Origin of the sequence: Paraburkholderia lacunae (assembly GCF_003353175.1) — a bacterium.
GTDB classification, from domain to species: domain Bacteria; phylum Pseudomonadota; class Gammaproteobacteria; order Burkholderiales; family Burkholderiaceae; genus Paraburkholderia; species Paraburkholderia lacunae.
Genome location: NZ_QHKS01000006.1, coordinates 25,492 through 45,299, shown reverse-complemented (window position 1 = coordinate 45,299; position 19,808 = coordinate 25,492). Strand labels below are relative to the sequence as shown.

At 61.1% G+C, this 19,808-nt stretch carries 21 protein-coding genes; 13 read left to right on the top strand and 8 right to left on the bottom strand.

Translation table 11 applies throughout. The features are described from left to right. Positions 1-11 precede the first annotated feature (11 nt). From DLM46_RS10360 to DLM46_RS10315, 10 genes are all read left to right on the top strand, one after another. Positions 12-257 (top strand): VOC family protein, encoded by a 246-nt coding sequence (locus tag DLM46_RS10360; RefSeq protein ID WP_115100684.1) that lies wholly within the window; start codon positions 12-14, stop codon positions 255-257. A 262-nt stretch (positions 258-519) separates the two neighbouring features. Continuing rightward, the gene (locus DLM46_RS10355; protein WP_115100683.1) at positions 520-2,190 is read left to right on the top strand and encodes an MASE1 domain-containing protein; all 1,671 of its coding nucleotides are present in this window, start codon (positions 520-522) and stop codon (positions 2,188-2,190) included. Positions 2,191-2,218: 28 nt separating this feature from the next. Beyond that, complete coding sequence (locus DLM46_RS10350) at positions 2,219-2,845, top strand: response regulator (protein WP_244306056.1); 627 nt, start codon at positions 2,219-2,221, stop codon at positions 2,843-2,845. A gap of 153 nt (positions 2,846-2,998) precedes the next feature. Next, on the top strand, positions 2,999-4,183 hold the full coding sequence (gene pstS / locus DLM46_RS10345; protein WP_244306055.1) for a phosphate ABC transporter substrate-binding protein PstS: 1,185 nt from the start codon (positions 2,999-3,001) through the stop codon (positions 4,181-4,183). 296 nt (positions 4,184-4,479) lie between these two features. Then, complete coding sequence (locus tag DLM46_RS10340; RefSeq protein ID WP_115100680.1) at positions 4,480-5,172, top strand: CBS domain-containing protein; 693 nt, start codon at positions 4,480-4,482, stop codon at positions 5,170-5,172. Positions 5,173-5,656: 484 nt separating this feature from the next. Beyond that, the gene (locus tag DLM46_RS10335; RefSeq protein WP_115100929.1) at positions 5,657-5,983 is read left to right on the top strand and encodes a hypothetical protein; all 327 of its coding nucleotides are present in this window, start codon (positions 5,657-5,659) and stop codon (positions 5,981-5,983) included. Positions 5,984-6,135: 152 nt separating this feature from the next. Further along, on the top strand, positions 6,136-6,423 hold the full coding sequence (locus DLM46_RS10330; protein ID WP_115100679.1) for a GYD domain-containing protein: 288 nt from the start codon (positions 6,136-6,138) through the stop codon (positions 6,421-6,423). 28 nt (positions 6,424-6,451) lie between these two features. Continuing rightward, entirely contained in the window at positions 6,452-7,249 is a 798-nt protein-coding gene (locus DLM46_RS10325) for an alpha/beta hydrolase (protein WP_115100678.1), read from the top strand. A 3-nt stretch (positions 7,250-7,252) separates the two neighbouring features. Beyond that, positions 7,253-7,594 (top strand): hypothetical protein, encoded by a 342-nt coding sequence (locus DLM46_RS10320; RefSeq protein WP_115100677.1) that lies wholly within the window; start codon positions 7,253-7,255, stop codon positions 7,592-7,594. A 224-nt stretch (positions 7,595-7,818) separates the two neighbouring features. Further along, complete coding sequence (locus tag DLM46_RS10315; protein WP_115100676.1) at positions 7,819-8,034, top strand: CDGSH iron-sulfur domain-containing protein; 216 nt, start codon at positions 7,819-7,821, stop codon at positions 8,032-8,034. 59 nt (positions 8,035-8,093) lie between these two features. On the opposite strand, the gene DLM46_RS10310 is transcribed toward DLM46_RS10315, so the two are convergent. Together DLM46_RS10310 and DLM46_RS10305 are read right to left on the bottom strand one after the other, a co-directional pair. After that, entirely contained in the window at positions 8,094-8,705 is a 612-nt protein-coding gene (locus DLM46_RS10310) for a sigma-E factor regulatory protein RseB domain-containing protein (RefSeq protein ID WP_244306054.1), read from the bottom strand. After that, positions 8,702-9,298: a short chain dehydrogenase gene (locus tag DLM46_RS10305; protein WP_115100674.1), complete on the bottom strand. Its 597-nt coding sequence runs from the start codon at positions 9,296-9,298 to the stop codon at positions 8,702-8,704. The genes DLM46_RS10310 and DLM46_RS10305 overlap by 4 nt, the downstream gene beginning before the upstream one ends. A 365-nt stretch (positions 9,299-9,663) precedes the next feature. Between DLM46_RS10305 and DLM46_RS10300 the strand changes: the two genes are divergently transcribed. After that, entirely contained in the window at positions 9,664-10,233 is a 570-nt protein-coding gene (locus tag DLM46_RS10300) for a cysteine hydrolase family protein (protein WP_115100673.1), read from the top strand. A gap of 225 nt (positions 10,234-10,458) precedes the next feature. On the opposite strand, the gene DLM46_RS10290 is transcribed toward DLM46_RS10300, so the two are convergent. The 4 genes from DLM46_RS10290 to DLM46_RS10270 form a co-directional block, all read right to left on the bottom strand. Then, entirely contained in the window at positions 10,459-10,944 is a 486-nt protein-coding gene (locus tag DLM46_RS10290; protein WP_115100671.1) for an NUDIX domain-containing protein, read from the bottom strand. Between the two features lie 671 nt (positions 10,945-11,615). Continuing rightward, positions 11,616-12,002 (bottom strand): DoxX family protein, encoded by a 387-nt coding sequence (locus tag DLM46_RS10280; RefSeq protein WP_115100928.1) that lies wholly within the window; start codon positions 12,000-12,002, stop codon positions 11,616-11,618. A 70-nt stretch (positions 12,003-12,072) separates the two neighbouring features. Beyond that, the gene (locus DLM46_RS10275; protein ID WP_115100670.1) at positions 12,073-13,962 is read right to left on the bottom strand and encodes an amidohydrolase; all 1,890 of its coding nucleotides are present in this window, start codon (positions 13,960-13,962) and stop codon (positions 12,073-12,075) included. Next, a complete protein-coding gene (locus DLM46_RS10270) occupies positions 13,959-14,249 on the bottom strand; it encodes a XapX domain-containing protein (RefSeq protein WP_115100669.1) in 291 nt (96 codons plus the stop codon). Before DLM46_RS10270 ends, DLM46_RS10275 begins: the two co-directional genes overlap by 4 nt. A gap of 508 nt (positions 14,250-14,757) precedes the next feature. Here DLM46_RS10270 and DLM46_RS10265 point away from each other — a divergent pair. Then, positions 14,758-15,444, top strand: coding sequence for a hydrolase (locus tag DLM46_RS10265; RefSeq protein ID WP_115100927.1), 687 nt, complete (start codon positions 14,758-14,760; stop codon positions 15,442-15,444). 619 nt (positions 15,445-16,063) lie between these two features. Here DLM46_RS10265 and DLM46_RS10255 read toward each other — a convergent pair. Then, positions 16,064-16,354 (bottom strand): hypothetical protein, encoded by a 291-nt coding sequence (locus DLM46_RS10255; protein WP_115100668.1) that lies wholly within the window; start codon positions 16,352-16,354, stop codon positions 16,064-16,066. A 590-nt stretch (positions 16,355-16,944) separates the two neighbouring features. Here DLM46_RS10255 and DLM46_RS10245 point away from each other — a divergent pair. Beyond that, complete coding sequence (locus tag DLM46_RS10245) at positions 16,945-18,573, top strand: tetratricopeptide repeat protein (RefSeq protein WP_244306053.1); 1,629 nt, start codon at positions 16,945-16,947, stop codon at positions 18,571-18,573. Between the two features lie 293 nt (positions 18,574-18,866). Here the strand turns inward: DLM46_RS10245 and DLM46_RS10240 are convergent, their stop codons facing one another. Beyond that, positions 18,867-19,736 carry a LysR family transcriptional regulator gene (locus DLM46_RS10240; protein ID WP_115100665.1) on the bottom strand — a complete coding sequence of 290 codons (870 nt, stop codon included), beginning with the start codon at positions 19,734-19,736 and terminating at the stop codon, positions 18,867-18,869. Positions 19,737-19,808 lie beyond the last annotated feature (72 nt).

The following is a 19,808-nucleotide window of genomic DNA, read 5'->3' as shown; positions in this document are numbered from 1 at the left end:
TTGAAGTCGCTGTGATCGGCGGATTCATTCTGCTTGCCGGCGACGACAAGGTGCTCGCCCCGGTGCGACATGTACAAGCGACGTTGACGGTCGACTCGTTGGAATCCGCCAACGCCTGGCTAGAAAGGCATGGTGCCGCGATTCTTGGCGCGCCACGCGACACGCCGGCGGGACCCAACCTGATCGCGAGCAATCCCGACGGTTTGATCGTGGAGTATTTCGAAACGGCGAAGAACAGAACCGGCGCAGCCGGTTGACGTACGCCGGGGCGACAGCAACGAGACCAGGGAGCGCCGCGTAGCGCTTGATTAACGCGGTGGCTAACACCACAATCAATCATTACGTCAGGTCGGGAACAAGCGCACAGAGTGACCCACTGACTTTGTCTTGATACGAGGGGGACCGAAAGCGACTCACTCTCCCGCAAATTTCGTCACGCAGAAGCGAATTGGCACTCCGACTGACGAAAGAACGTCTTGCCGCCCACACGGATCTGTCCCACAGGATTTGAGGCGAACCATGGTTACCATTCGGGGCAATTCCAGGTTTCGCCTCGTCCTGTACACCGGAATTGTTGCATTGGCGTATTACGCAGGTGCAAAGGCGGGACTTGCCTATGCGGTAGTGGGCGGCGCAGTCTCTCTAGTGTGGCCTTCCAGCGGCATCGCCCTTGTTGCGCTGCTTGCTCTGGGCTTCGCAGTTGCCCCGGGAATTGCCATTGGCTCCTTCCTGGCAAACGTATCAGGGGGCGTGCCCGTAGCCGTGGCCGCGGTGATTAGCACCGGCGCCATGGTTGCAGCCTTGACGGCAGCCCTATTGCTGAACCGCGCGGCCCGCTTCCAGTTCACCCTCGACCGCGTCAATGACGTGTTGGCCTTCATCGGCCTGGCTGCGGTGGTGAGCACGGCGGTCAGTGCGCTGATTGGCGCGACCGCCCTGCTTGGAGGGGGACTGGTGCCGGTCACCGAGTACGGCGAAGCCTTTCTGAAATGGTGGCTCGGCGACATGATGGGGGTCCTGGTCGTGGCCCCGCCGCTGTTCAGCTTCCTCACTTATTCGAATCCTGTCCGCTCCGCGGAGCAGACTGTCGAGGCGTGCGGACTCGCCGTTGCGACCTTCTGGGTGAGCCATCTCATCTTCGGCGCCCCGCAACTTGCCGGGCACGGCTACTATCCTGCCGCCTTGGCGATCTTTCCGTTTGTGATCTGGGCGGCTCTGCGCTTCAATCACCTGGGCACCAGCGTCGCGACCTTGGTGGTCTCAGCCGTGGCCATCTGGGGTACCACCCACGGCACGGGCCCCTTCGCCGCCGAAACTCCGGTGGACAGCCTCGTGAGGTGGTGCACCTTCGCGAACGTCGTGGCGATAACCGGACTGCTGCTGGTGGCGGCACGTGCTCAGGAGAAGCACGCGTATAGCCTGCTGCAGATATCGCACATCGAATTGGAACAGCGCGTCCGGGAGCGAACCGAAGACCTGGAGAAGACCAACAACGAACTCAAGGAGGAGATGGCGCAACGCCGTCTGCTGGAAGGAGAGCTGATCCAGATCGGCGATCAGCAGCAGAGACTCATCGGCCAGGAACTGCATGACGGACTTGGGCAGCACCTGACCAGCCTGGGTCTGTACTGCGCCGCCATGAATCAGAAACTGCAGGCGCAGGATCACCCGGCCTCCGCCGACGCCACTACCATCGTCGAATTGGTGAAGCAGGCGTCCTTGATGACCCGCAGGATTGCCCACGGCCTGGACCCGGTCGCGATGGAATACGGTGGCCTTGCAGCCGCACTGCATGGGCTGGCGGAGACGGCTCGCACACTCAATGGCGTGGATTGCGTGCTGCGGATCGCGCCGGATGTGGACTTGCTGGACCCGCTGATGCAGATCAACCTCTACCGTGCGGCACAGGAAGCAGTCAACAACGCGCTGAAATATAGCCACGGCCGGCGCATCTGGATCGACCTGGAGCAGGTCGACGGTATGCAGACGCTTTCAATCAGCGACGACGGGGTGGGCGTCGGCCAGGAAGAAATGGAGCGCGCCGCGGGACTGGGACTTCACAGCCTGCGTCACCGGGCAAGCCTTCTGGGCGGCGCCTGCACGGTGGCCCGCAATGCTTTCGGGGGCACCACGGTCGCCCTCAGCTATCCGCTACCGGAGGGACCGGGCCGTGCACGGAAAATCGTCTAACCCAGACCGGGCGACTCAAATCCTGATCGTGGACGACCACCCCATCATCCGGGACGGGATGACGCACTTGCTGAATCTGCAAGGGAATCTGCACGTCTGTGGTGCGGCCGGCAGCGCCGAAGAAGCGCTGGCGGCGATGGCGGCGATGGCCAGCCAGCCTGACATGGCCATTGTGGACATTAGTCTGAAATCGGATTCCGGCCTCGATCTCGTCAAGACGCTCCGCCACCGCTACCCGGATCTGGCAATCCTCGTCCTCAGCATGCATGACGAAAGCCTGTTCGCCGAACGCGCACTACGGTCCGGGGCCAACGGGTATCTAATGAAACTCGAGGCCACCGAGCATGTCGTGAACGCCATCCGCGAAGTGCTGGCAGGCAATATTTATTTGAGCGCCGCCATGCACGAAAAGCTGGCGCGGGGCCTTGCAGCCCCCCGAAAAAAACCGGAGGGCCCAATCGCGAGCCTTTCGGAACGGGAATTCGAGGTCCTGCACCTGATCGGACTCGGCTTCAGCACTCGCGAAATCGCCGAGAAACTGAATCGAAGCGTGAAGACCATCGAGGCGCATCAGGCCAACATCAAAGACAAGCTGCATATCCGTAGCGGCAAGGAGCTGATGCGCTTCGCCATCCAGTGGATCGAGAGCCAATAGGGCGGAGCCCGAACGCTGAATAGGGCAATCCCCTAGCCTCTTTTCCCAACGACGCCTTATTCATGCGCATTTGGTCAGCGCCTACAGTGCAGTCGTACCTGCCGGCGTGCCGCAGCCATTTGGCGGGGTGGGCAGGCGCAACCCAACAGCTCCGTGGGGGTCGCCGCCATGCACACCAAATTCCAGCGAACCGTTGTCGTTGTGTTCTCCGCACTCATTCCCGGAACGGCCCGCGACCTGTGGCCGGCGTTTCGGTGGATTGCGGTTACGTGCCTCGTCGCGTGCCATGCGGTGACAGCGCAGGCGGCAGGAGGTATCACGGGGGCCGGCTCGAGCTTCTTCGATCCCCTGGTGCAGAAGTGGGCCGCGACCTATTACGACAAAACCGGCCAGCAGGTGATTTTTCATGCCATTGGCTCCGGGAATGGCATTGATCAGTTGAAAGCGGCTACGGTGAGCTTTAGTGCCTCGGACATGCCGCTGAAATCAGACGAATTGCGCGCATCGGGACTCATCCAGTTTCCGGTGGCGGCCGGTGGCCTCGTGCCGGTGGTCCACCTCGAAGGCATTGCGCCGGGACAGCTTCGCTTGACGGGTGCGCTGCTGGCGGACATCTACCTGGGCAAGATCACCGAATGGAACGACCCGGCCATCAAGGCGGTCAATCCCGGGCTCGCGCTTCCTGATCTGAAAATCGTCGTGGTTCATCGCGGTGACCGGTCCGGGTCGACCTTCAACTGGACGAACTACCTGTGCGCCGTGAGTGCGCAATGGCGCGAGCAGGTGGGCAGCGGCCTGACGGTCAAATGGCCCGTGGGGCTCAACGCCACGGGTAGCCAGCTCGTCGCCACCTACGTCAAGCGGATCGCGGGCGCGATCGGCTATGTCGAACTGGCCTACACGGGCCCGGCGCCCGTCGCCTATGCGACCGTTCAGAATAAAACTGGCGCATTTGTCGAGCCATCGGCCGCGAGTTTCAAGGCTGCGGTGGAAACAGTGGCTTCGGACCGTGCGGATGATTTCTACCAGGTCGTCACCAATCCTCCGGGCGACCGGGCCTGGCCGATTCCCGGCGTCGTATTCATCTTGCTGAAAGCCGACAACAAGGCTGACTCGACCGCTGCGCTAGCGTTCTTCCAGTGGGCTCTCCATGAGGGCCGGGAAGAGGCAGCCGCTGAAAATTACGGCACCCCGCCGCCGGATCTGGTCGGGAAGATAGAAGCGTATTGGGTGCAGAACCTGCCCAACGGGCAAGTCAGCCAGGTCGCCACGGGCGGCTCGCCGAAGAGCGTGACAAGCATGGTCCGCGTAACCCGATCGCCGCCGCCGGGCTTTTGAGAGCCCTTCACGATTCGAGTAGACAGATGTGCTGTCGCTTTCAGATGTATGCTTCACGGATGGGGAATCGCATCGTTCGTGTTTTTCTATTCATGCCGCGATTACGCGAAGTGGCTTACGTTTGTGGATGCGCTGGTGGAACGTGTCTGCAGGTCGCACGGCGAGCCGGTCAAGGAGGAATGACGCAATTCTGACGGCGCCCCAGCGCCGCGCGCTTTGTCGCCGGTGCGTTTGCCGAAATCGTGCGACGGGAGCAACAGATGGGGACCCGTCGCGAACACGCGGGAGGAGCGACCATGCGCGCACTCGACATTATGACTACGTCCGTCATCACCGCCACACCGGACATGACGATACACGAGGCGGCACGACTGTTTGTCGACAACCGTATCAGCGGCATGCCGGTCGTCGATGCGAACGGACAGGTCGTTGGCATTGTCGGCGAGGGCGATCTGCTGCATCGCGTGGAGAACGGCACTGTCCATGGGAAGCGCCGGTGGTGGCTTGAATTTCTGCTGTCGTCGCCTCGCGAGCAAGCCGCGATGTATGTGAAGGAGCATGGGCAGGTCGTCGGCGACGTGATGTGCGACCAGGTGATTTCCATTTCCGAGGACATGCGGCTCGATCAGATCGCAGACCTCATGGAGCGCCGGCATCTCAAAAGCGTGCCGGTATTGAAGGACAGCAAGCTAGTCGGAATCGTCAGCCGTTCGAATCTGATCCGCGCACTCGCGAGCGTCGCTCCGGCCGTGGATTCGGTTTCGCACGATGATGCGAGCCTGCGCGACGCGATAGTCCTGAACATGCACGGGCAGCGCTGGGGGTTGCCGAAACAGGGCGTGCTCGTCAAGGACGGTGTCGCGCATCTGTGGGGCGTGATCGAATCCGAAGAGGAAAAGCGCGCCATCCACATTGCGGCCGAGGGCGTGCCGGGTGTCAAGCGCGTGGAGTCCCATCTTGAGCTTCCGAGCGTGATTCCGGCGCTGTAGTCCACGCATGGTCGCAAGACGCGGGCAAATGTGTCCGGGGTGAACGATGACTGCGATCGTGACGGTCACGTTCAACCCGGTGGTCGAGGGATCGACGGGGGTCGATCTGATCCGACGCCGTGCCGCTTCAGTCCACACTTCAACCGTCCGCCACCGCTACCCAAATTTCGCAATCCTTGTCGAACCGCCGTGTGCTGGCCCGTACGCGGGTTGACCACGGTGTTGCATATCCGAGATCCCGATATCCCGATGGCACGATTGCGCAGTAGCTAAGCCCTACGCGCTGGCTTCGGGGACACATCGGAGCAGACGCGCGACGATGGCCTACACTAGAAAAGCGTCTTTCGCGTGCTCGGGTGCTGCTTTGACGCAATGCAACGTCGCTGGCAGCCGATTGAAGCAGGCGAATGGCCATGGCACGGGCAACACGCCGTTACCTGCTGCCCGAATTCATCTGGAACTGATGTTCAAGAAAGGGGGCATCATGTTGCAAGCCAGCGAAATCCAAAAGCGCTTTACTCATCTGCAGCAAACCGTCAGCGAGGCATCACGGACCTGCCATGCCGTCGCGACGATTCCAAAGGACTTGATGAAGTGGGTGGACGAGCTCGATAACGAATGCAAATCGGCAAAGAAGGTCATGTCGTCCAGGGATGAGGGTCGAATCCGGCAATGGGTCGATGATCTCGAACGGATCGGTGATCGTGCAGAGCGCGCTTGCCAACAGGCCGGCGGTCTCGATGCCAGGATCACGAATGCAGTCAGTTCGATGCATTCGGAACTTTCTGACCTGAAGCGACAACTGCACTGACCTACCTGACGGCCCCGGTCCAACCCGCCGGGGCTATTTGCACTTCGGCGCCACCAAGACGCGCAGCAACACATCCGCTTGACACGCGGCCGTTTGCTTCGGCGTGACTGCCGTGCCCGCTTGCGGAGCAATTTTTTGCACGGAGGTATGTCATGGCTACGTACGTCATCCTCAGTCGTCTCGCTCCTGACGCGTTCAAGGATCCCGAGGACCTGAAGCAACTCGCCGCCACAGTGGCCGAGAAGATCAGGGCCGCATGCCCTGCCGTCACCTGGAAGGACAGCTATCTGACACTCGGGCGCTTCGACGTCGTGGACGTTGTTGAATCGAACGATCTGAAACAGCTCGAACTGGCGGCATTGATCATCCGAGGCTACGGACACGCCGCCACCGAGACCCTCCAAGCGACGCCGTGGAACGAGTTCATCGCGGCACTGTAGCGGAGATTGATGGATCGGGCTCGAGGCGATGAAATTCACCGGGTTGATGCTGCGTCTCACCGTCGCGTGTCTGACCGTGTTCGCAGGAGTCGCCATCTTGCAGGATCGTTTTATCTACTTCCCTGAGAAGGCCGCAATCGAGGACCTCGCGTCCGACGGACTTCGCGCCTGGCCGACACCTGAGGCGTTTCGGGGCCTCGTGGCCGAGCCGGCCGGATCTGCGCGCGCCACGGTCATTGTCTTTCATGGCAATGCGGGGCATGCCGGGCACCGTTCGTTCTACGCCGCAGCGCTCACCCGGCTCGGGCTGCGCGTGATCCTCGCCGAATATCCAGGCTACGGGCCGCGCGACGGCACACCGGGCGAAGAGAGTCTGGTCGCTGATGCCCAACAGACCATCGCTCTGGCGCATCGCCTCTATGGCGCGCCGCTGCTGCTCATCGGTGAATCGCTCGGGTCCGGCGTGGTGGCCTCGGCCGGCTCGCGTGAACGCGACAAGACCGCGGGCTTGCTGCTCATCACGCCATGGGATCGACTCGAGCACGTCGCCGCTTACTACTATCCGTGGCTGCCCGTGAAGTGGCTGCTGCGCGACCGATACGACAGCGTGAGCCACCTGGCGTCGTTCGGCCGCCCTGTTCTCGTCGTGATTGCGGAACGCGACAGCATAGTCCCCCCGCAGTTCGGCGAAGCGCTCTACAACTCGCTGGCCGCACCGAGACAACTGATGGTGGTGAAGGCGGCTGAACATAACGACTGGATTGGCCGCGTCGACGAAACCTGGTGGCAAGAGGCGATCGGCTTCCTGCTCGCGCCTTCCCATTGAAATATGAAATCCCGCACTGTCCCGCCTAGGCGGGAACAATTCTACGTCCTCGATGAGAAGAACAGGCCTGTCGAGGTGTTCGACAGCAGCGAGTGGTCGCGCTGGATGTCCGAGAACGAACTGATCTTCCGCCGCACATTGCTGGAAGAATTCGGTGTGACGGTCACGACCCGCTTCCGCGGCGTTTCCAAAACGAGTACCGGGGAGGCCCTGTTGTTCGTGACGCGCATCGCCGGAATGCAAGCGCGAGACAACAAGAGCTATGGAGCAGGTACGCTCGATGAGGCGCTTGAGCAGCATGAGCGTATCGTACAGAAAATCCTCCGGATGCTGACCGGGCGGTGATCGCCACAGCGCGACGATTCTCCCCGGCCGTCGCCACGCCTCGCGGATTTCAGCCTCGCCTTGTCCAGGAGTTGAAGTTCGTCCAGACGTCAGCCGATAATCGTGCTGATCTCATCGCCAACCTCACACAACTGACCTCTAACGAACCGCCATGCTCTACGACAGCAACAACCCGTTTGCAATAATGCTGCGCGGTCCCCGGTTCAAAGCCATGGGAGACGCAAATGCCAACTGCTATCGTCACGCCGATCAATGACGGCCCATACCGCATCCAGGGTGAATTTAGGATCACCACTCAGGGCGGTAAGCCTATCGAGGTGAGCAAGGATGAAGTCTGGCTATGCCGATGCGGTCACGCAAACAACAAACCGTTCTGCGACGGGTCGCACAAGAAGGCCGGGGTCGCGAGCAACCTTGACGAGAAACCTCAGGAAGGCTGACCGGCAGGAAGCCGACGGTCGCGAACGGTGTTGCGTGACGCGGTCAGCATGCGGAAGGGTTATAGAAACGGCTCGATTTCAGGTACATCGACGCGAAGGTCTTCCATCAGCACGGTTTCGATCAGTTCGCCGCGCCCGTCTGCGCTGATCACCTTGATCGGCAGACCAGTCATCACGTCGAGCCACAGCTGATAGCAGCCATCGCCGGCCGCGTCGTGCTCCGGCGCGCCCGAGATGACCAGATGTACGGCGTGGCGCGAGCCAACCGCCTCTTGGCCCGCGATTTGCGTCTCGCCATGGCGCTGAAGTTCACGGACATGCCCCAGCAGGGCGCCGATATCGGAGCGATCGATACGGTGAGCGTTCGGGCCTTGGATCAATGGATTGTCGGGTGCGAGCGCAAGCCGTGGGAACGTATGAAAGCCGAATGGCCAGAGCGTCACCTTGTCCGTCTCCGGATTGTAGGCGAGGACGGCGCCGGCATGCGGGCGGATGAAGTCCATCCGGATGAATCCCGGCTTGCGGTAGCAATAGCGAACTTCGACCGGAACGCCTGCGGACGGTGTCGACCGGACCGTCACCTCGTAATTCGTCAGCGCGTCGAATCGGGCTTGGGCATCCGCGATGAGATCGGGCGCCGCAAAGAGGCAATCTGTCATGGTGCGCGTCAATGAGTTGCCGACACGACCTGCCCGGTGATGTCTTCTTCCACGCACTTGCGAAACGCATGTGCGACGACCGACGCGCGCACGCCGTCATTCGGATTGCGCCCCATTGCCTCAAGCGTTTCGGCCACCCAGCCCGGACTCACGACATTCACGCGCAGCCTGTCTTTCAGTTCGAGCGCCGCAGCGTGGGCGAACGCTTCCACACCGGCATTGACGATGCTCACCACTGCGCTGCCCGCGATCGGGTGATGCGCGAGCACACCGCTCGTCAACGTGATCGAGCCGCCCTGTTTGATGCTCGATATGCCGCAGCGAACCAGATTCACCTGGCCCATCAGCTTGTTCGCGAGGCTGAACGCGAAGTCATCGTCTGCGAGCGTGTCGAGCGGCGCAAATCTTGCAGTGCCGGCGACGCACACCACCGCATCCAGCGGCTGCGCCTGCATGTACATCGCGACCACCGATTCCTTGCGCGAGATGTCGACGGCGATGGCCGACCCTTTGCGGCTCGCGCCGATCACGTCGTGATCGGACGACAGCAAACCGACGATTTCTTTACCGAGGAGCCCTGTCGCCCCGACCACCAGGATGCGCATACATCCTCCTGTATTCACAGGTGGAGAACGTCCATTCTGACGCTTCGCATGCGCGGATGCAACGCGGTTCTACCGCTGCAGTTCCTGAGTGACGAACGACCGATCAGTAGCCGATAACCGACACACCAGCCTGGATACTTGAATGACGGCTCCGGCCGACAGGCAACACCTCAACATTGCGAATCGAATGGCCGTTCCCTGAGTGGGACCGACGCCTGAATGTCTGGGCGACGGTGCGTGCGAATGACCCTTCATGCCCGGACCGAGCCGATCACAAGCCGCTACTCCCGAGCTCGCAGCAGACTTGGGGTAAAGTCCTCAAGCGAATCGCTTCGCGACCAAGTTCACTCACGCACGATCACAAAATGGCTTCCTTGCTCCCCCCTGCCGGTGCCGTCCTTTTGCTGGTGGATCTTCAGAAAGCGATCGACCATCCAAGCTGGGGGAAGAGAAACAACCCGCTTGCCGAAACGCAAATTGCACGTTTGCTCGCTCACTGGCGCAGTAACGGCTGGCCGGTGTGGCACATTCGGCACGATTCGACGGAACCCGGCTCGCATTACCGGCCGGGCCAAGCCGGACACGACTTCAAGTCGGAGGCCGCTCCGGCCGCCGGCGAGCCGGTCATCCCGAAACAGACCAACAATGCCTTTATAGGTACGAATCTGGAAGGGCGACTCCGCGTGCAAGGCCATGACACGCTGGTAGTCGTCGGCGTCATCACCAACAATTCCGTCGAGGCGACCGTTCGTATGGCCGGCAACCTTGGCTTCGCGACCTTCCTCGCGGCCGATTGTTGCTTCACGTTTGATCGAAAGGACTGGAACGGCAACCTGAGAAGCGCGGAAGACGTGCACGCGATGTCGCTTGCCAATCTGGACCCGGAATACTGTACCGTTATCACCGCCGAGGCGCTGCTGGATGTGGACAAGTAGACCGGCACGCTTTCGATGGTGCGCTGGTGAGTCGAACAGATTTTCGCCCGCACGTCATATTCGCCGAATCGATAGCCGATGAAAACATCAGCGATCCGGACGTTACCGGCATCAGAAAGTATTTCGAACTGGCCAGCTTCGATCCACGCCTCGATAGCACCGCAATACAACCCGTTGGCGCGAAAGGTTGGGACAGCTTTTCGATTACGTTGGTCACCGCTTGAATCAGCAGCGATCTCTACCGAGATACGCGGCGACCGCCTTTGTCAGCGCGATGCCATGCAATTCCTCCGGCGATGCCAGATGCGCGGCGATGATCTCACGATTATCAAGGCGCAGCTCGGGTATGCAATCGAGGTGCAATTCAAAGAAATGCACCCGGTCTCTTCGCCCGTCCCAGATGCCGCAGACGCTGCCCGCGGGGCGTAATGGGTACGACGAGAGACCAATCTCCTCCTCCATTTCGCGCTGCGCCGCCAAGTCAGGCGTCTCACCGGGCCGGATACTACCGCCGGGAAGACCCCACTCGGCCCGGTACGATGACTTCACCAGCAACAGCGCCCGCCCGACGTAGATCGCTACTAGCGCGCCCTCATGGCGAGGCCGTCGAAGGTGCCACCAGGCGCGAGCGAGCCGAAATCCGAGCCAAAGCACCATGCGCCAGACAGAGTCGATAAGCAGAGCCAGTCGCGCTCGCTCAACCCTTGGCATGAGGTCTCTCCTTTCGTTTCATGGGCAGGCGAACTTCCGGTCGCCGAGTTCGTGTGGCGCAGGCCATTCAACGTCTGTCACACCACTGCTTGGAAACCGTAGTTTAACCAGCGGCTGCTCCCGCTTGGGTCAGCGATTGTCAACAGTTTAAGGACGTATGTCGACCGGCCGCGTATGGCCGAGGGCGGGTGAAAACGCAAAAGCACTCGGTTCGAAGGTGTCGTCTTACCCTTCCCGGATCGCTTCCAAGACGTAAAGGTCATGCACGCGACGGTGTCCGCCGCCTGCACTCGGCCGTGGCCGATGCAAAAGACGCATGCCCGTCGTTTTCGCCCCTAACAAACGCCGTGATTCGCGAGTTTCGCGGCGCCCTTCAGCGAAAGTCAGCGCTCCTTGTCTCGCAGCCGAAGCCGCCCCATCAGAACCTCATCGCGATGAGTCGCCGGCTCCTGTATGGAGCGCGCCTGAACCTCCTCGTGGACGCCCTTGATGATGATCGCGCGCACGTCCGATGTCAGTTGCGGTGTGCCAAGCACATCAGTTCGCGAATGGCCGCGTTGTCATCAACCACGAGAACGTGGGGAGGACTGACGTCAGTCATAACAGCAATAGCGAGTTCAGGTGCGTAGTCATTCTTCGCCAACCAAGCATCAGTCTCGCCGCGCGTCCGACTAACGGGCACGTTTGTCTGCAACGTCGTGCCATGCGACCAGCAGGAATCCTCCCACCAGACCGAGATGCTCGAAAAAGGCATTGGCAGTCGGCATGCGATTGGGTGGCGCCATTTCCCAGAAACGGTTGACGAGGAACGTCGCCATCAGTGTGAAAGCAGCGAGCGCGAGCGCACCAAGCCAGCGATAACGGCCCGTGAGGATGGCGATTGGCGCCGCCAGCTCCAGCGCGATTGTCGCAATCGCCATCGGCGCGGCGGGCTCGAGTCCGGCATGAGCCATCTCCGCCACCGCGCCGCTGAAATCCATGGCTTTCGCGAGACCGCCCTGCAGATACGCCGAGCAAAGCCCGAGCAACGCGATCCATCTCACAGCGGGCGCGCTCATCAGCGAGCGCGCCCATTCGACGAAGGCCGAGCCCGAACGCCGTGTCTGTACCTCGTCGTCGCGCGCCATATCACACCGCCCAGCATGAACAACCGAGCGCACCCCAGAAGCTCTTCAGATCCGATGCCGGAATATTGCGCGACCACGCACGCCCGTGTGCATGGCCGTGCACGCTACACGCGCTCGCACAGCCGCACGACTGTGTTGCAGCGCGCTGCAGGGGCGCGCCATTGCTGCCTTGCGCCGCGCCCCAGCCGGCATAGCCGCCGTACTTGCGCACCGGCGACCAGTCGGGCATGGCAGGCGGTACCGGTGAGTCAAACTCGGCAAAGGGACCGGCAGCAAACACGATCTTGCCGCCCACCAGCGTCATCAGCGACGTCGTATCGGGGATGTCCGTCTCGGGGCACGACATGTAGTCGCGGTCCGGTACGATCAGGTCGGCGAACTGCCCGGCTTCGATTCGCCCCTTCCTGCCTTCCTCGTTCGAAAACCAGGTGACGTTCTCCGTCCACATGCGTAGGGCAGTTTCACGGTCAAGGCAGTTACGTTGCGGATAGAGCCGCATGCCTGCCACGGTCCGGCCCGTTACAAGCCAGGCGAGCGCTACCCACGGGTTGTATGAAGCAACACGCGTCGCATCGGTGCCGGCCGACACCTTCACACCCTTTTCGAGCATGCGCACGAATGGGGGCGTATCCTCTGCCGCCGGCATACCGTAACGTTCGACAAAGTATTCGCCCTGATAGGCCATGCGATGCTGGATGGCGATGCCGCCGCCAAGGGCGGCGATCCGATCGATCGAGCTGTCCGTGATGGTTTCCGCGTGATCGAAAAACCAGTTCAGACCCTTGAGCGGGATGTCACGGTTCACACGTTCGAATACGTCGAGCGCGCGGCTGATAGTTTCGCCGTAGGTGGCGTGCATACGCCACGGCCAGCGGTTCTGCGCGAGCAGGCGTACGACTTCTTCCAGTTCGCCTTCCATTTCAACGGGCATGTCCGGACGCGGCACGCGGAAGTCCTCGAAGTCGGCGGCCGAGAACACCAGCATCTCACCCGCACCGTTATGCCTGAAGTAATCGTTGCCCTGCTTGTAGGTCGACGTCTTCGTCCAGTTCAGGAAGTCTTCCTTTTCCCCCTTCGGTTTCTGTGTAAACAGGTTGTAGGCGAGCCGGATAGTGAGCTGCCCAGCATCGGACAGCTTCTGGATGACTGCATAGTCGTCGGGGTAATTCTGGAAGCCGCCGCCGGCGTCGATCGCGCCGGTCACGCCCAGACGGTTCAGCTCCCGCATGAAATGGCGCGTGGAATTGAGCTGGTACTCGAACGGAAGCTTCGGCCCCTTCGCAAGCGTGGCGTACAGAATCGCAGCGTTCGGTTTGGCGAGCAGCAGGCCCGTCGGGTTACCAGCCCGGTCGCGCACGATTTCGCCTCCCGTGGGCTCGGGTGTGTCCTTCGTGTAGCCCACCACGCGCAGTGCCGCAGCGTTGAGGATCGCGCGGTCGTACAAATGCAGAATGAACACCGGTGTGTCGGGTGCAATAGCGTTGATTTCGTCGATCGTGGGCAGGCGCTTTTCCGCGAACTGATGCTCCGTGAAGCCTCCCACCACCCGCACCCATTGCGGCGCAGGGGTGATCGCCACCTGGTGCTTCAGCATGGTCATCGCGTCGGCGAGCGAGCGCACGCCGTCCCAGCGCAGCTCCATGTTGTAATTCAGGCCGCCGCGGATGATGTGGAGATGGTTGTCGATGAGACCGGGTAGCACCCGCAGTCCTCGCAGGTCGATCACCTGGGTACTGCCGCCAGCGAGCGGCATGACGTCCGCCTCGCTGCCGACCGCGGTGAACACGCCTTGCCGTATTGCAACCGCGCTCGCCTGAGGATTGCTGCGGTCGAGCGTCGTCAGGCGGCCGTTATGAAGAATCAGATCGGGAATGTCCACTTGCTGGTTCATGAATGCTTCTCCGGTGATTTCGCCGTGGCCGCAAGCTTGGTATCGCCCGCCTGACGCCCAGGCAAGGTACCGAACATGTGCTGGTTGCACTTCGACTCACTCCACGCCGTGTGAAGACCCGATCCCGCGAGCATTTGCTTCGCGACGGGAACGATCTGCTCGCCGGCCAGAATGCCAAGCAGTCCGACCAGCGCGACGAGCGGCGGCGCCGGCGAGCGCACATGAAGCAGGCTGTAGATCACGCCGACCAGCAGACCGGCGAGCAGTGAAAAGAGATAGAGCTTCATCGGCTTGCCTCCTTGGCGATGCTCCTGTGAAGGGTTTGAAAATCAGGAGAAGGTGGCTGCCAGATGGACGCGGTGGTGGGCGCAACGCCATGACCCTGAGTCCGCAGCACGCCCCGTTAGCATGAACAAAAAGTAGTTCATTTGGGACGGTATCGCCAGCAGTTTGGGTTGTTTGCGGATGCGATATTTGTCTGCAGAAGGCTGCGAATCCCTGAGACGGCTCGATGCTGACGTGCGCTGGCAGCAGGCCGGACGAAGAGCGACATCACCTGCGCGATCCCGTCTTGATTTTTCACTGTCGGATTTCTAGGCTTCTTGGTAGTCGGGCCGTTCCGCCGACAGCATTCGCTCACGCCGATCCTGTCGACTCGATTCGCGCAGTGCAACATTCGTGGTTTCTCGCTAATGAGTTCATTACCCGTGGCACTTCATTCGAGGTGCCGTTCATGATCGGATGTCCGATCGTTTGAAGACGTCCGACTCACCGACTGACTGGATGGATCAAACCATGAGCAACTCCAAGCTTGAAGTGCTGACACCCGACAACTGTCAGCTCATATTTATCGACCAGCAACCGCAGATGGCGTTCGGCGTCCAGTCGATCGACCGCCAGGTGCTAAAGAACAATGTCGTAGGCCTTGCGAAGGCGGCCAAGGTCTTCAAGATCCCCACCATCATTACGACTGTGGAAAGCGAAAGCTTCTCCGGCTTCACCTATCCGGAGCTGCTCGATGTGTTCCCGGGGCAGAAGCTGCTCGAGCGCACGTCAATGAATTCGTGGGATGACCAGAAAGTACGTGACGCGCTGGCCGCGAACGGACGCAAGAAGGTCGTGGTCTCGGGCCTGTGGACTGAGGTCTGCAACATCACCTTCGCGTTGTGCGCAATGAACGAAGGCGGCTACGAAATCTATATGGTGGCCGACGCGTCCGGCGGTACCTCGAAAGAGGCACACGACTATGCGATGCAGCGCATGATCCAGGCGGGCGTCATACCGATGACGTGGCAGCCGGTGATGCTGGAATGGCAACGCGACTGGGCGCGCAGGGATACATACGACGCGGTGATGGACATCGTCAGGGAGCATTCCGGCGCGTACGGCATGGGCGTGGACTATGCGTACACGATGGTTCACAAGGCACCGCAGCGCGCCGCGGGGACGCATGAGGCACTTGCGCCCATGCCGGCCAAGTAGTCTGTCGTAAACGCGCCGCACCGTTTCTGGGTCAAGGCGGACAGCCGGCACCGTCTGTTCCGCCTTGGCTCGATCCCAAACGAGGCCGGTCCGTGGGCGGCCCCGGGAGGCGCGCGGTCTCGCCCGACGAGTTGCACAGCGCGTTTAGGAAATCACGCAAGCCGGAGTGAGCGGTCCACGCCTTCCTAACCTCGGAGGATGCGTTCTCGTTGTAGGCCAGGGTATATCCACGTTCGACACACGCATCACCGTACGAGAAGGGTTGTTTCGTTTTCGCATTGATGATCTTGCCTCCCTCTATTTCTTCTAACTGGCAGTTCCGGGTCGACTGTGCTTGGGGAAGTGGCATCGGTTGCTTCAGCGCTCGCCAATCAAACAAATGGCCCGCGTTTGGATATTTGAATATCTTTACCACTTGCCCTGACTCGGGCGACATATGCGCGACAAGCAGCGACGTAGTCATCGGCACTTCCCTCAAAGACACGAATAGGCTCGATTGCGCCACGTTGTGATTGCGCCGCTTTATCAACTCATGGACCCAACCTTGCGGCGCGCCCTTGCATCGTGATGAGAAGATCACCGAACGGGCGCAATTCGTTTGGCTAGTCGCAAGGCAAAGTTACTTCAGGTGAATGAGGACTGATCCCTCCGATACTTCCGGCGCGGCCGCGCCCGTGTTTCCGGCGTTTTTCGCGATCCAGTCCTTCGCCTTCTGCACGCTTTCATCGATGCCGGCCTTGTCCTGGCAAACAGTCACCGAGAATCCGCCATCGTCGCTGCGTGCGAGGGTGTAGCCGACAAAGCCTTTGACCGAACGCATCAGTTCTTCGACGTCAGCCGTGCGCTTCTCCAGCAGATCGAATAACTCCTTTGCACCCTTTCCGGAATATCTCCTTATAACAGTTTGCATGATTGGATCCTCCTGTTTAATGGACCAACGAGACAAGCACGCCGCGCAACCAATGTCTGCAGCTTCTAGCTGCTCTTTCCGACAGCGTGTAGTGCGTGCAACTAATTGAGAAGGCCGCGCACACCTGATATCCGCGACCCTTACCAAGTGTAGCAACTGTGCCGTCGTAGTAAACCTGGGAAGCGGTCCAAAATCCTGGTGCCGTCAGTCGCCGCCTGCAACAGCCGTCATTCAATCGCAGCGTCCACAAAATCGGTAGCAGCCTAGCGCCCGTAGAAAAGGAGCGAGGCAGGGAGTTCAATCTGCATTCGAACCCGGATGGCCGAGATCTCCCGCGGCTTGAATGCCGGGGGGACGACGTCCCTCCGTGATCAGGGTTTTTTCATCTTGTTACGCCGCCGTCGCCGTTACTAGAGTGAAGGAACTATCTACGCATCCCTCTTCGCATCCCCAATCCAGCGTCAGACGAAATCCCTCCGCCAAAAATGGTTCGCCGAAGAGGTAGCGGCTGCGACCAGAAATCACAACGCGGTTCGACCATTGCGACTGATGCCGTCTCCAGCGGTACCGTGGTTTATTGGAGGCATCTCATGAAGAACAAGTGCCTTGTCGTCGCCAGTGTCATCGCGATCCTTGCTGTCAGCCCCGCCCTTGGCCAGGAAGAAGAACATGCCCATGGAGAGCCGGGTACCGCGAAGCTCGGCACGGTGAAGTTCCCAACCTCTTGCAGTCCCGCTGCACAGGCCCAGTTCGACAAAGCCCTGGCGATGCTGCATTCGTTCTTTTATCCGGCGACGCTCAAAGCGTTCGAAGCCGTCACGCAGATCGATCCGCAGTGCGCCATCGCTTACTGGGGGCTAGCCATTGCCCAGCGCCCCAATCCACTGGTCAGTCCGTTCGACGAGGCGGCGCTTAAACGCGGTCTGGACGCGGTGCAAAAGGGCCTGGCCCTGGGTCCCAAGACCGAGCGGGAACGCGACTGGCTGCTGGCTGCCGAGGTGTTTTTTAAAGACTACGACACGGTCCCCCAGGACCAGCGCACCCTCGCCTACGAGCAGGCGATGGAACGATTGATGCAGAAGTACCCCGATGATTCGGAGGCGGCAATTTTCTATGCCCTCGCGCTCAACGAGGCCGCGCAGGCCAGCGACAAAACCTACGCCATGCAGCTCAAGGCCGCGGCGATTCTGGAGAAAATCTACCGGGAGCAGCCCGACCATCCGGGCGTCGCTCATTACCTGATCCACAGCTACGACTATGCGCCGCTCGCGCGGCGCGGATTACCGTTCGCCAATCTTTACGCCCAGATCGCACCCGCGGCGCCGCACGCGCTGCACATGCCCTCGCACATCTACTCGATGCTCGGCATGTGGGAGGACTCGGTCAAATCGAACCAGGCCGCACTGGCGGTGATGAAGGACGAAGCCGCCAGGAGCTGGCCGGGCGCAACCCACGCATCCGCACCCCATTCATGGGATTTCATGGAATACGCGTATTTGCAGATGGGCCAGGACGCGCATGCCAAACAGGTGCGCGATGAGGCCAATGCGGCCACGAAGTTTCCCTTCGACCGGCTGGGAACCGATACGGGCCTAGCCGCCATTCCGGCACGCTATGCGCTTGAGCGCGGCGCCTGGCAGGAGGCTGCCCAGCTAGAGCCACGCGCCAGCAGTTGGCCGCAAGCCCAGGCGATCACCTATTTCGCCCGTGCCCTGGGATCTGCGCGCAGCGATCAACCCGACATGGCTCAGCCCAACATCGACATGCTCACGCAATTGCGCACCAAGCTTGAGCAGGCCAGGCAGCCGTACTGGGCCGAACAGGTCCAGGTGCAGATCCTGGCCGCCTCGGCCTGGACGGCCCGCGCCCAGGGCAAGCATGAACAGGGACTGAAGCTCATGCGCGCCGCCGCAAACCTGGAGGACGGGAGCGAGAAGCACGTCGCCATGGAAAACCGGCTCTACCCGATGCGCGAACTGCTGGGTGACATGCTGCTCGAGATGAAGCGACCAGCCGAGGCACTGACAGCCTATGAGGCTGCCATGCAAGCGACCCCCAACCGCCTGCGCGGCCTCTATGGCGCAGCTAAAGCGGCGGCGATGGCGAAGGACCAGCAGAAAGCCAAGGCGTATTACGGGAAGCTGGTCGTGCTCACGCAAAACGCCGATACGGTGCGGCCGGAGGTACGGCAAGCGAAGATGTATCTGAGCCAACGCTGAGACGTCGTGGTGGTGCCGGTCATCGAATTTGAGGGCATGCCGCGAACGCCTCCTTCTGGCGGCCGACCTCAGAAGTGCGGTGAAGGACCGCGTTCGTTCCGAAGCGGCACTTCGAGTTGCCATGTACGAATCGGCCAGTTCCTGGCAACAACGGCCGTTCGCGCGGCCGGCGGCTTGAGCAAAGCCGTATCGCCACCTGGGGACAATTGCTGCGAAAACCTGGTCGCTTTGTTTGAAAGGCGGTCCAGCGAAGCGGACGCAGACCGCGCGGAGGTGCTGATTGTCCGCCTCACTCAAATGTTCGCTAGCGCATCGATCGTTGCATCCAGAAGTGCGCGCAGTCGCGCGACGCGACGTAAATCACGGTGATAGCCAAGCCAGACTTCGCGACCCGGCGGCGCTTCGCCTAAATCGACCCGTCGGATGCCCGGCGTCGCATCGCCAAGCGGACACGGCAGCACGGCGAAGCCAGATCCTTCAGCACACATGCGTGCCTGTACTCCACGATTATTGCTGCCGAACACGATCCTGGCCCGGGGCAGCATGCGCATGACCCACTCGACGTCGAGCAGCGAGCCGAACTCGCTGTCCATGCTAATCAGCGTGTAGCCGTCACCCTCCCCGCGTGACGGCGGGACGAGATCGACGTGCCCGTACAACGCATAGTCGATGCGCATCAGCTTGCGCTGGATGACGTCGGGTTCGCCGAACGGCGTGATGCGGAACAGCAGATCCGCCTCGCGCCGCGCGAGGTTGTAGAGGCGCGAATCCGTGACGAGTTCCAACGAGATGCCCGGGTGCTTCGCCAGAAAGCGCGCGAACACCGGCGTGAGTATGTGTATGCCGAACCAGTCCGACGACGAGACGCGCAGCAGACCCGTCAACTGGGTCTCTTTCCCGGTGAGCGCGCGCGTGAAGCCAAGCGCTTCCTCCTCCATTCGCTCGGCATAGGCGAGCACCGCCGCGCCGTCATCCGTCAGGACAAAGCCATCGCTCGTGCGCTGGAACAGCGTATGCCCGAGCGCTTCTTCGAGTGCACGCAACCTGCGCCCCATGGTGGGCTGGGTCTGGCCCACGCGCTTCGCTGCTGCCCCCAGCGTGCCGCAGCGGGCAATCGCCAGAAAGATCCGGACATCGCCCCAATCCAGGTAGGCGTCATTCATTCTTGTATGGCTCCCGTGCAGAAACATTGATTTACATGCGTTTTAGCATAAATCATGATGAACGCATTGACC

What these genes read in the sequence shown, in the direction of transcription:
- DLM46_RS10355 (WP_115100683.1), top strand. Translation starts at nt 520, where the DNA reads ATGGTTACCATTCGGGGCAATTCCAGGTTTCGCCTCGTCCTGTACACC.
- DLM46_RS10340 (WP_115100680.1), top strand. Translation starts at nt 4,480, where the DNA reads ATGCGCGCACTCGACATTATGACTACGTCCGTCATCACCGCCACACCG.
- DLM46_RS10335 (WP_115100929.1), top strand. Translation starts at nt 5,657, where the DNA reads ATGTTGCAAGCCAGCGAAATCCAAAAGCGCTTTACTCATCTGCAGCAA.
- DLM46_RS10330 (WP_115100679.1), top strand. Translation starts at nt 6,136, where the DNA reads ATGGCTACGTACGTCATCCTCAGTCGTCTCGCTCCTGACGCGTTCAAG.
- DLM46_RS10325 (WP_115100678.1), top strand. Translation starts at nt 6,452, where the DNA reads ATGAAATTCACCGGGTTGATGCTGCGTCTCACCGTCGCGTGTCTGACC.
- DLM46_RS10320 (WP_115100677.1), top strand. Translation starts at nt 7,253, where the DNA reads ATGAAATCCCGCACTGTCCCGCCTAGGCGGGAACAATTCTACGTCCTC.
- DLM46_RS10315 (WP_115100676.1), top strand. Translation starts at nt 7,819, where the DNA reads ATGCCAACTGCTATCGTCACGCCGATCAATGACGGCCCATACCGCATC.
- DLM46_RS10305 (WP_115100674.1), bottom strand. Translation starts at nt 9,298, where the DNA reads ATGCGCATCCTGGTGGTCGGGGCGACAGGGCTCCTCGGTAAAGAAATC.
- DLM46_RS10300 (WP_115100673.1), top strand. Translation starts at nt 9,664, where the DNA reads ATGGCTTCCTTGCTCCCCCCTGCCGGTGCCGTCCTTTTGCTGGTGGAT.
- DLM46_RS10290 (WP_115100671.1), bottom strand. Translation starts at nt 10,944, where the DNA reads ATGCCAAGGGTTGAGCGAGCGCGACTGGCTCTGCTTATCGACTCTGTC.
- DLM46_RS10280 (WP_115100928.1), bottom strand. Translation starts at nt 12,002, where the DNA reads ATGAGCGCGCCCGCTGTGAGATGGATCGCGTTGCTCGGGCTTTGCTCG.
- DLM46_RS10275 (WP_115100670.1), bottom strand. Translation starts at nt 13,962, where the DNA reads ATGAACCAGCAAGTGGACATTCCCGATCTGATTCTTCATAACGGCCGC.
- DLM46_RS10270 (WP_115100669.1), bottom strand. Translation starts at nt 14,249, where the DNA reads ATGAAGCTCTATCTCTTTTCACTGCTCGCCGGTCTGCTGGTCGGCGTG.
- DLM46_RS10265 (WP_115100927.1), top strand. Translation starts at nt 14,758, where the DNA reads ATGAGCAACTCCAAGCTTGAAGTGCTGACACCCGACAACTGTCAGCTC.
- DLM46_RS10255 (WP_115100668.1), bottom strand. Translation starts at nt 16,354, where the DNA reads ATGCAAACTGTTATAAGGAGATATTCCGGAAAGGGTGCAAAGGAGTTA.
- DLM46_RS10245 (WP_244306053.1), top strand. Translation starts at nt 16,945, where the DNA reads ATGAAGAACAAGTGCCTTGTCGTCGCCAGTGTCATCGCGATCCTTGCT.
- DLM46_RS10240 (WP_115100665.1), bottom strand. Translation starts at nt 19,736, where the DNA reads ATGAATGACGCCTACCTGGATTGGGGCGATGTCCGGATCTTTCTGGCG.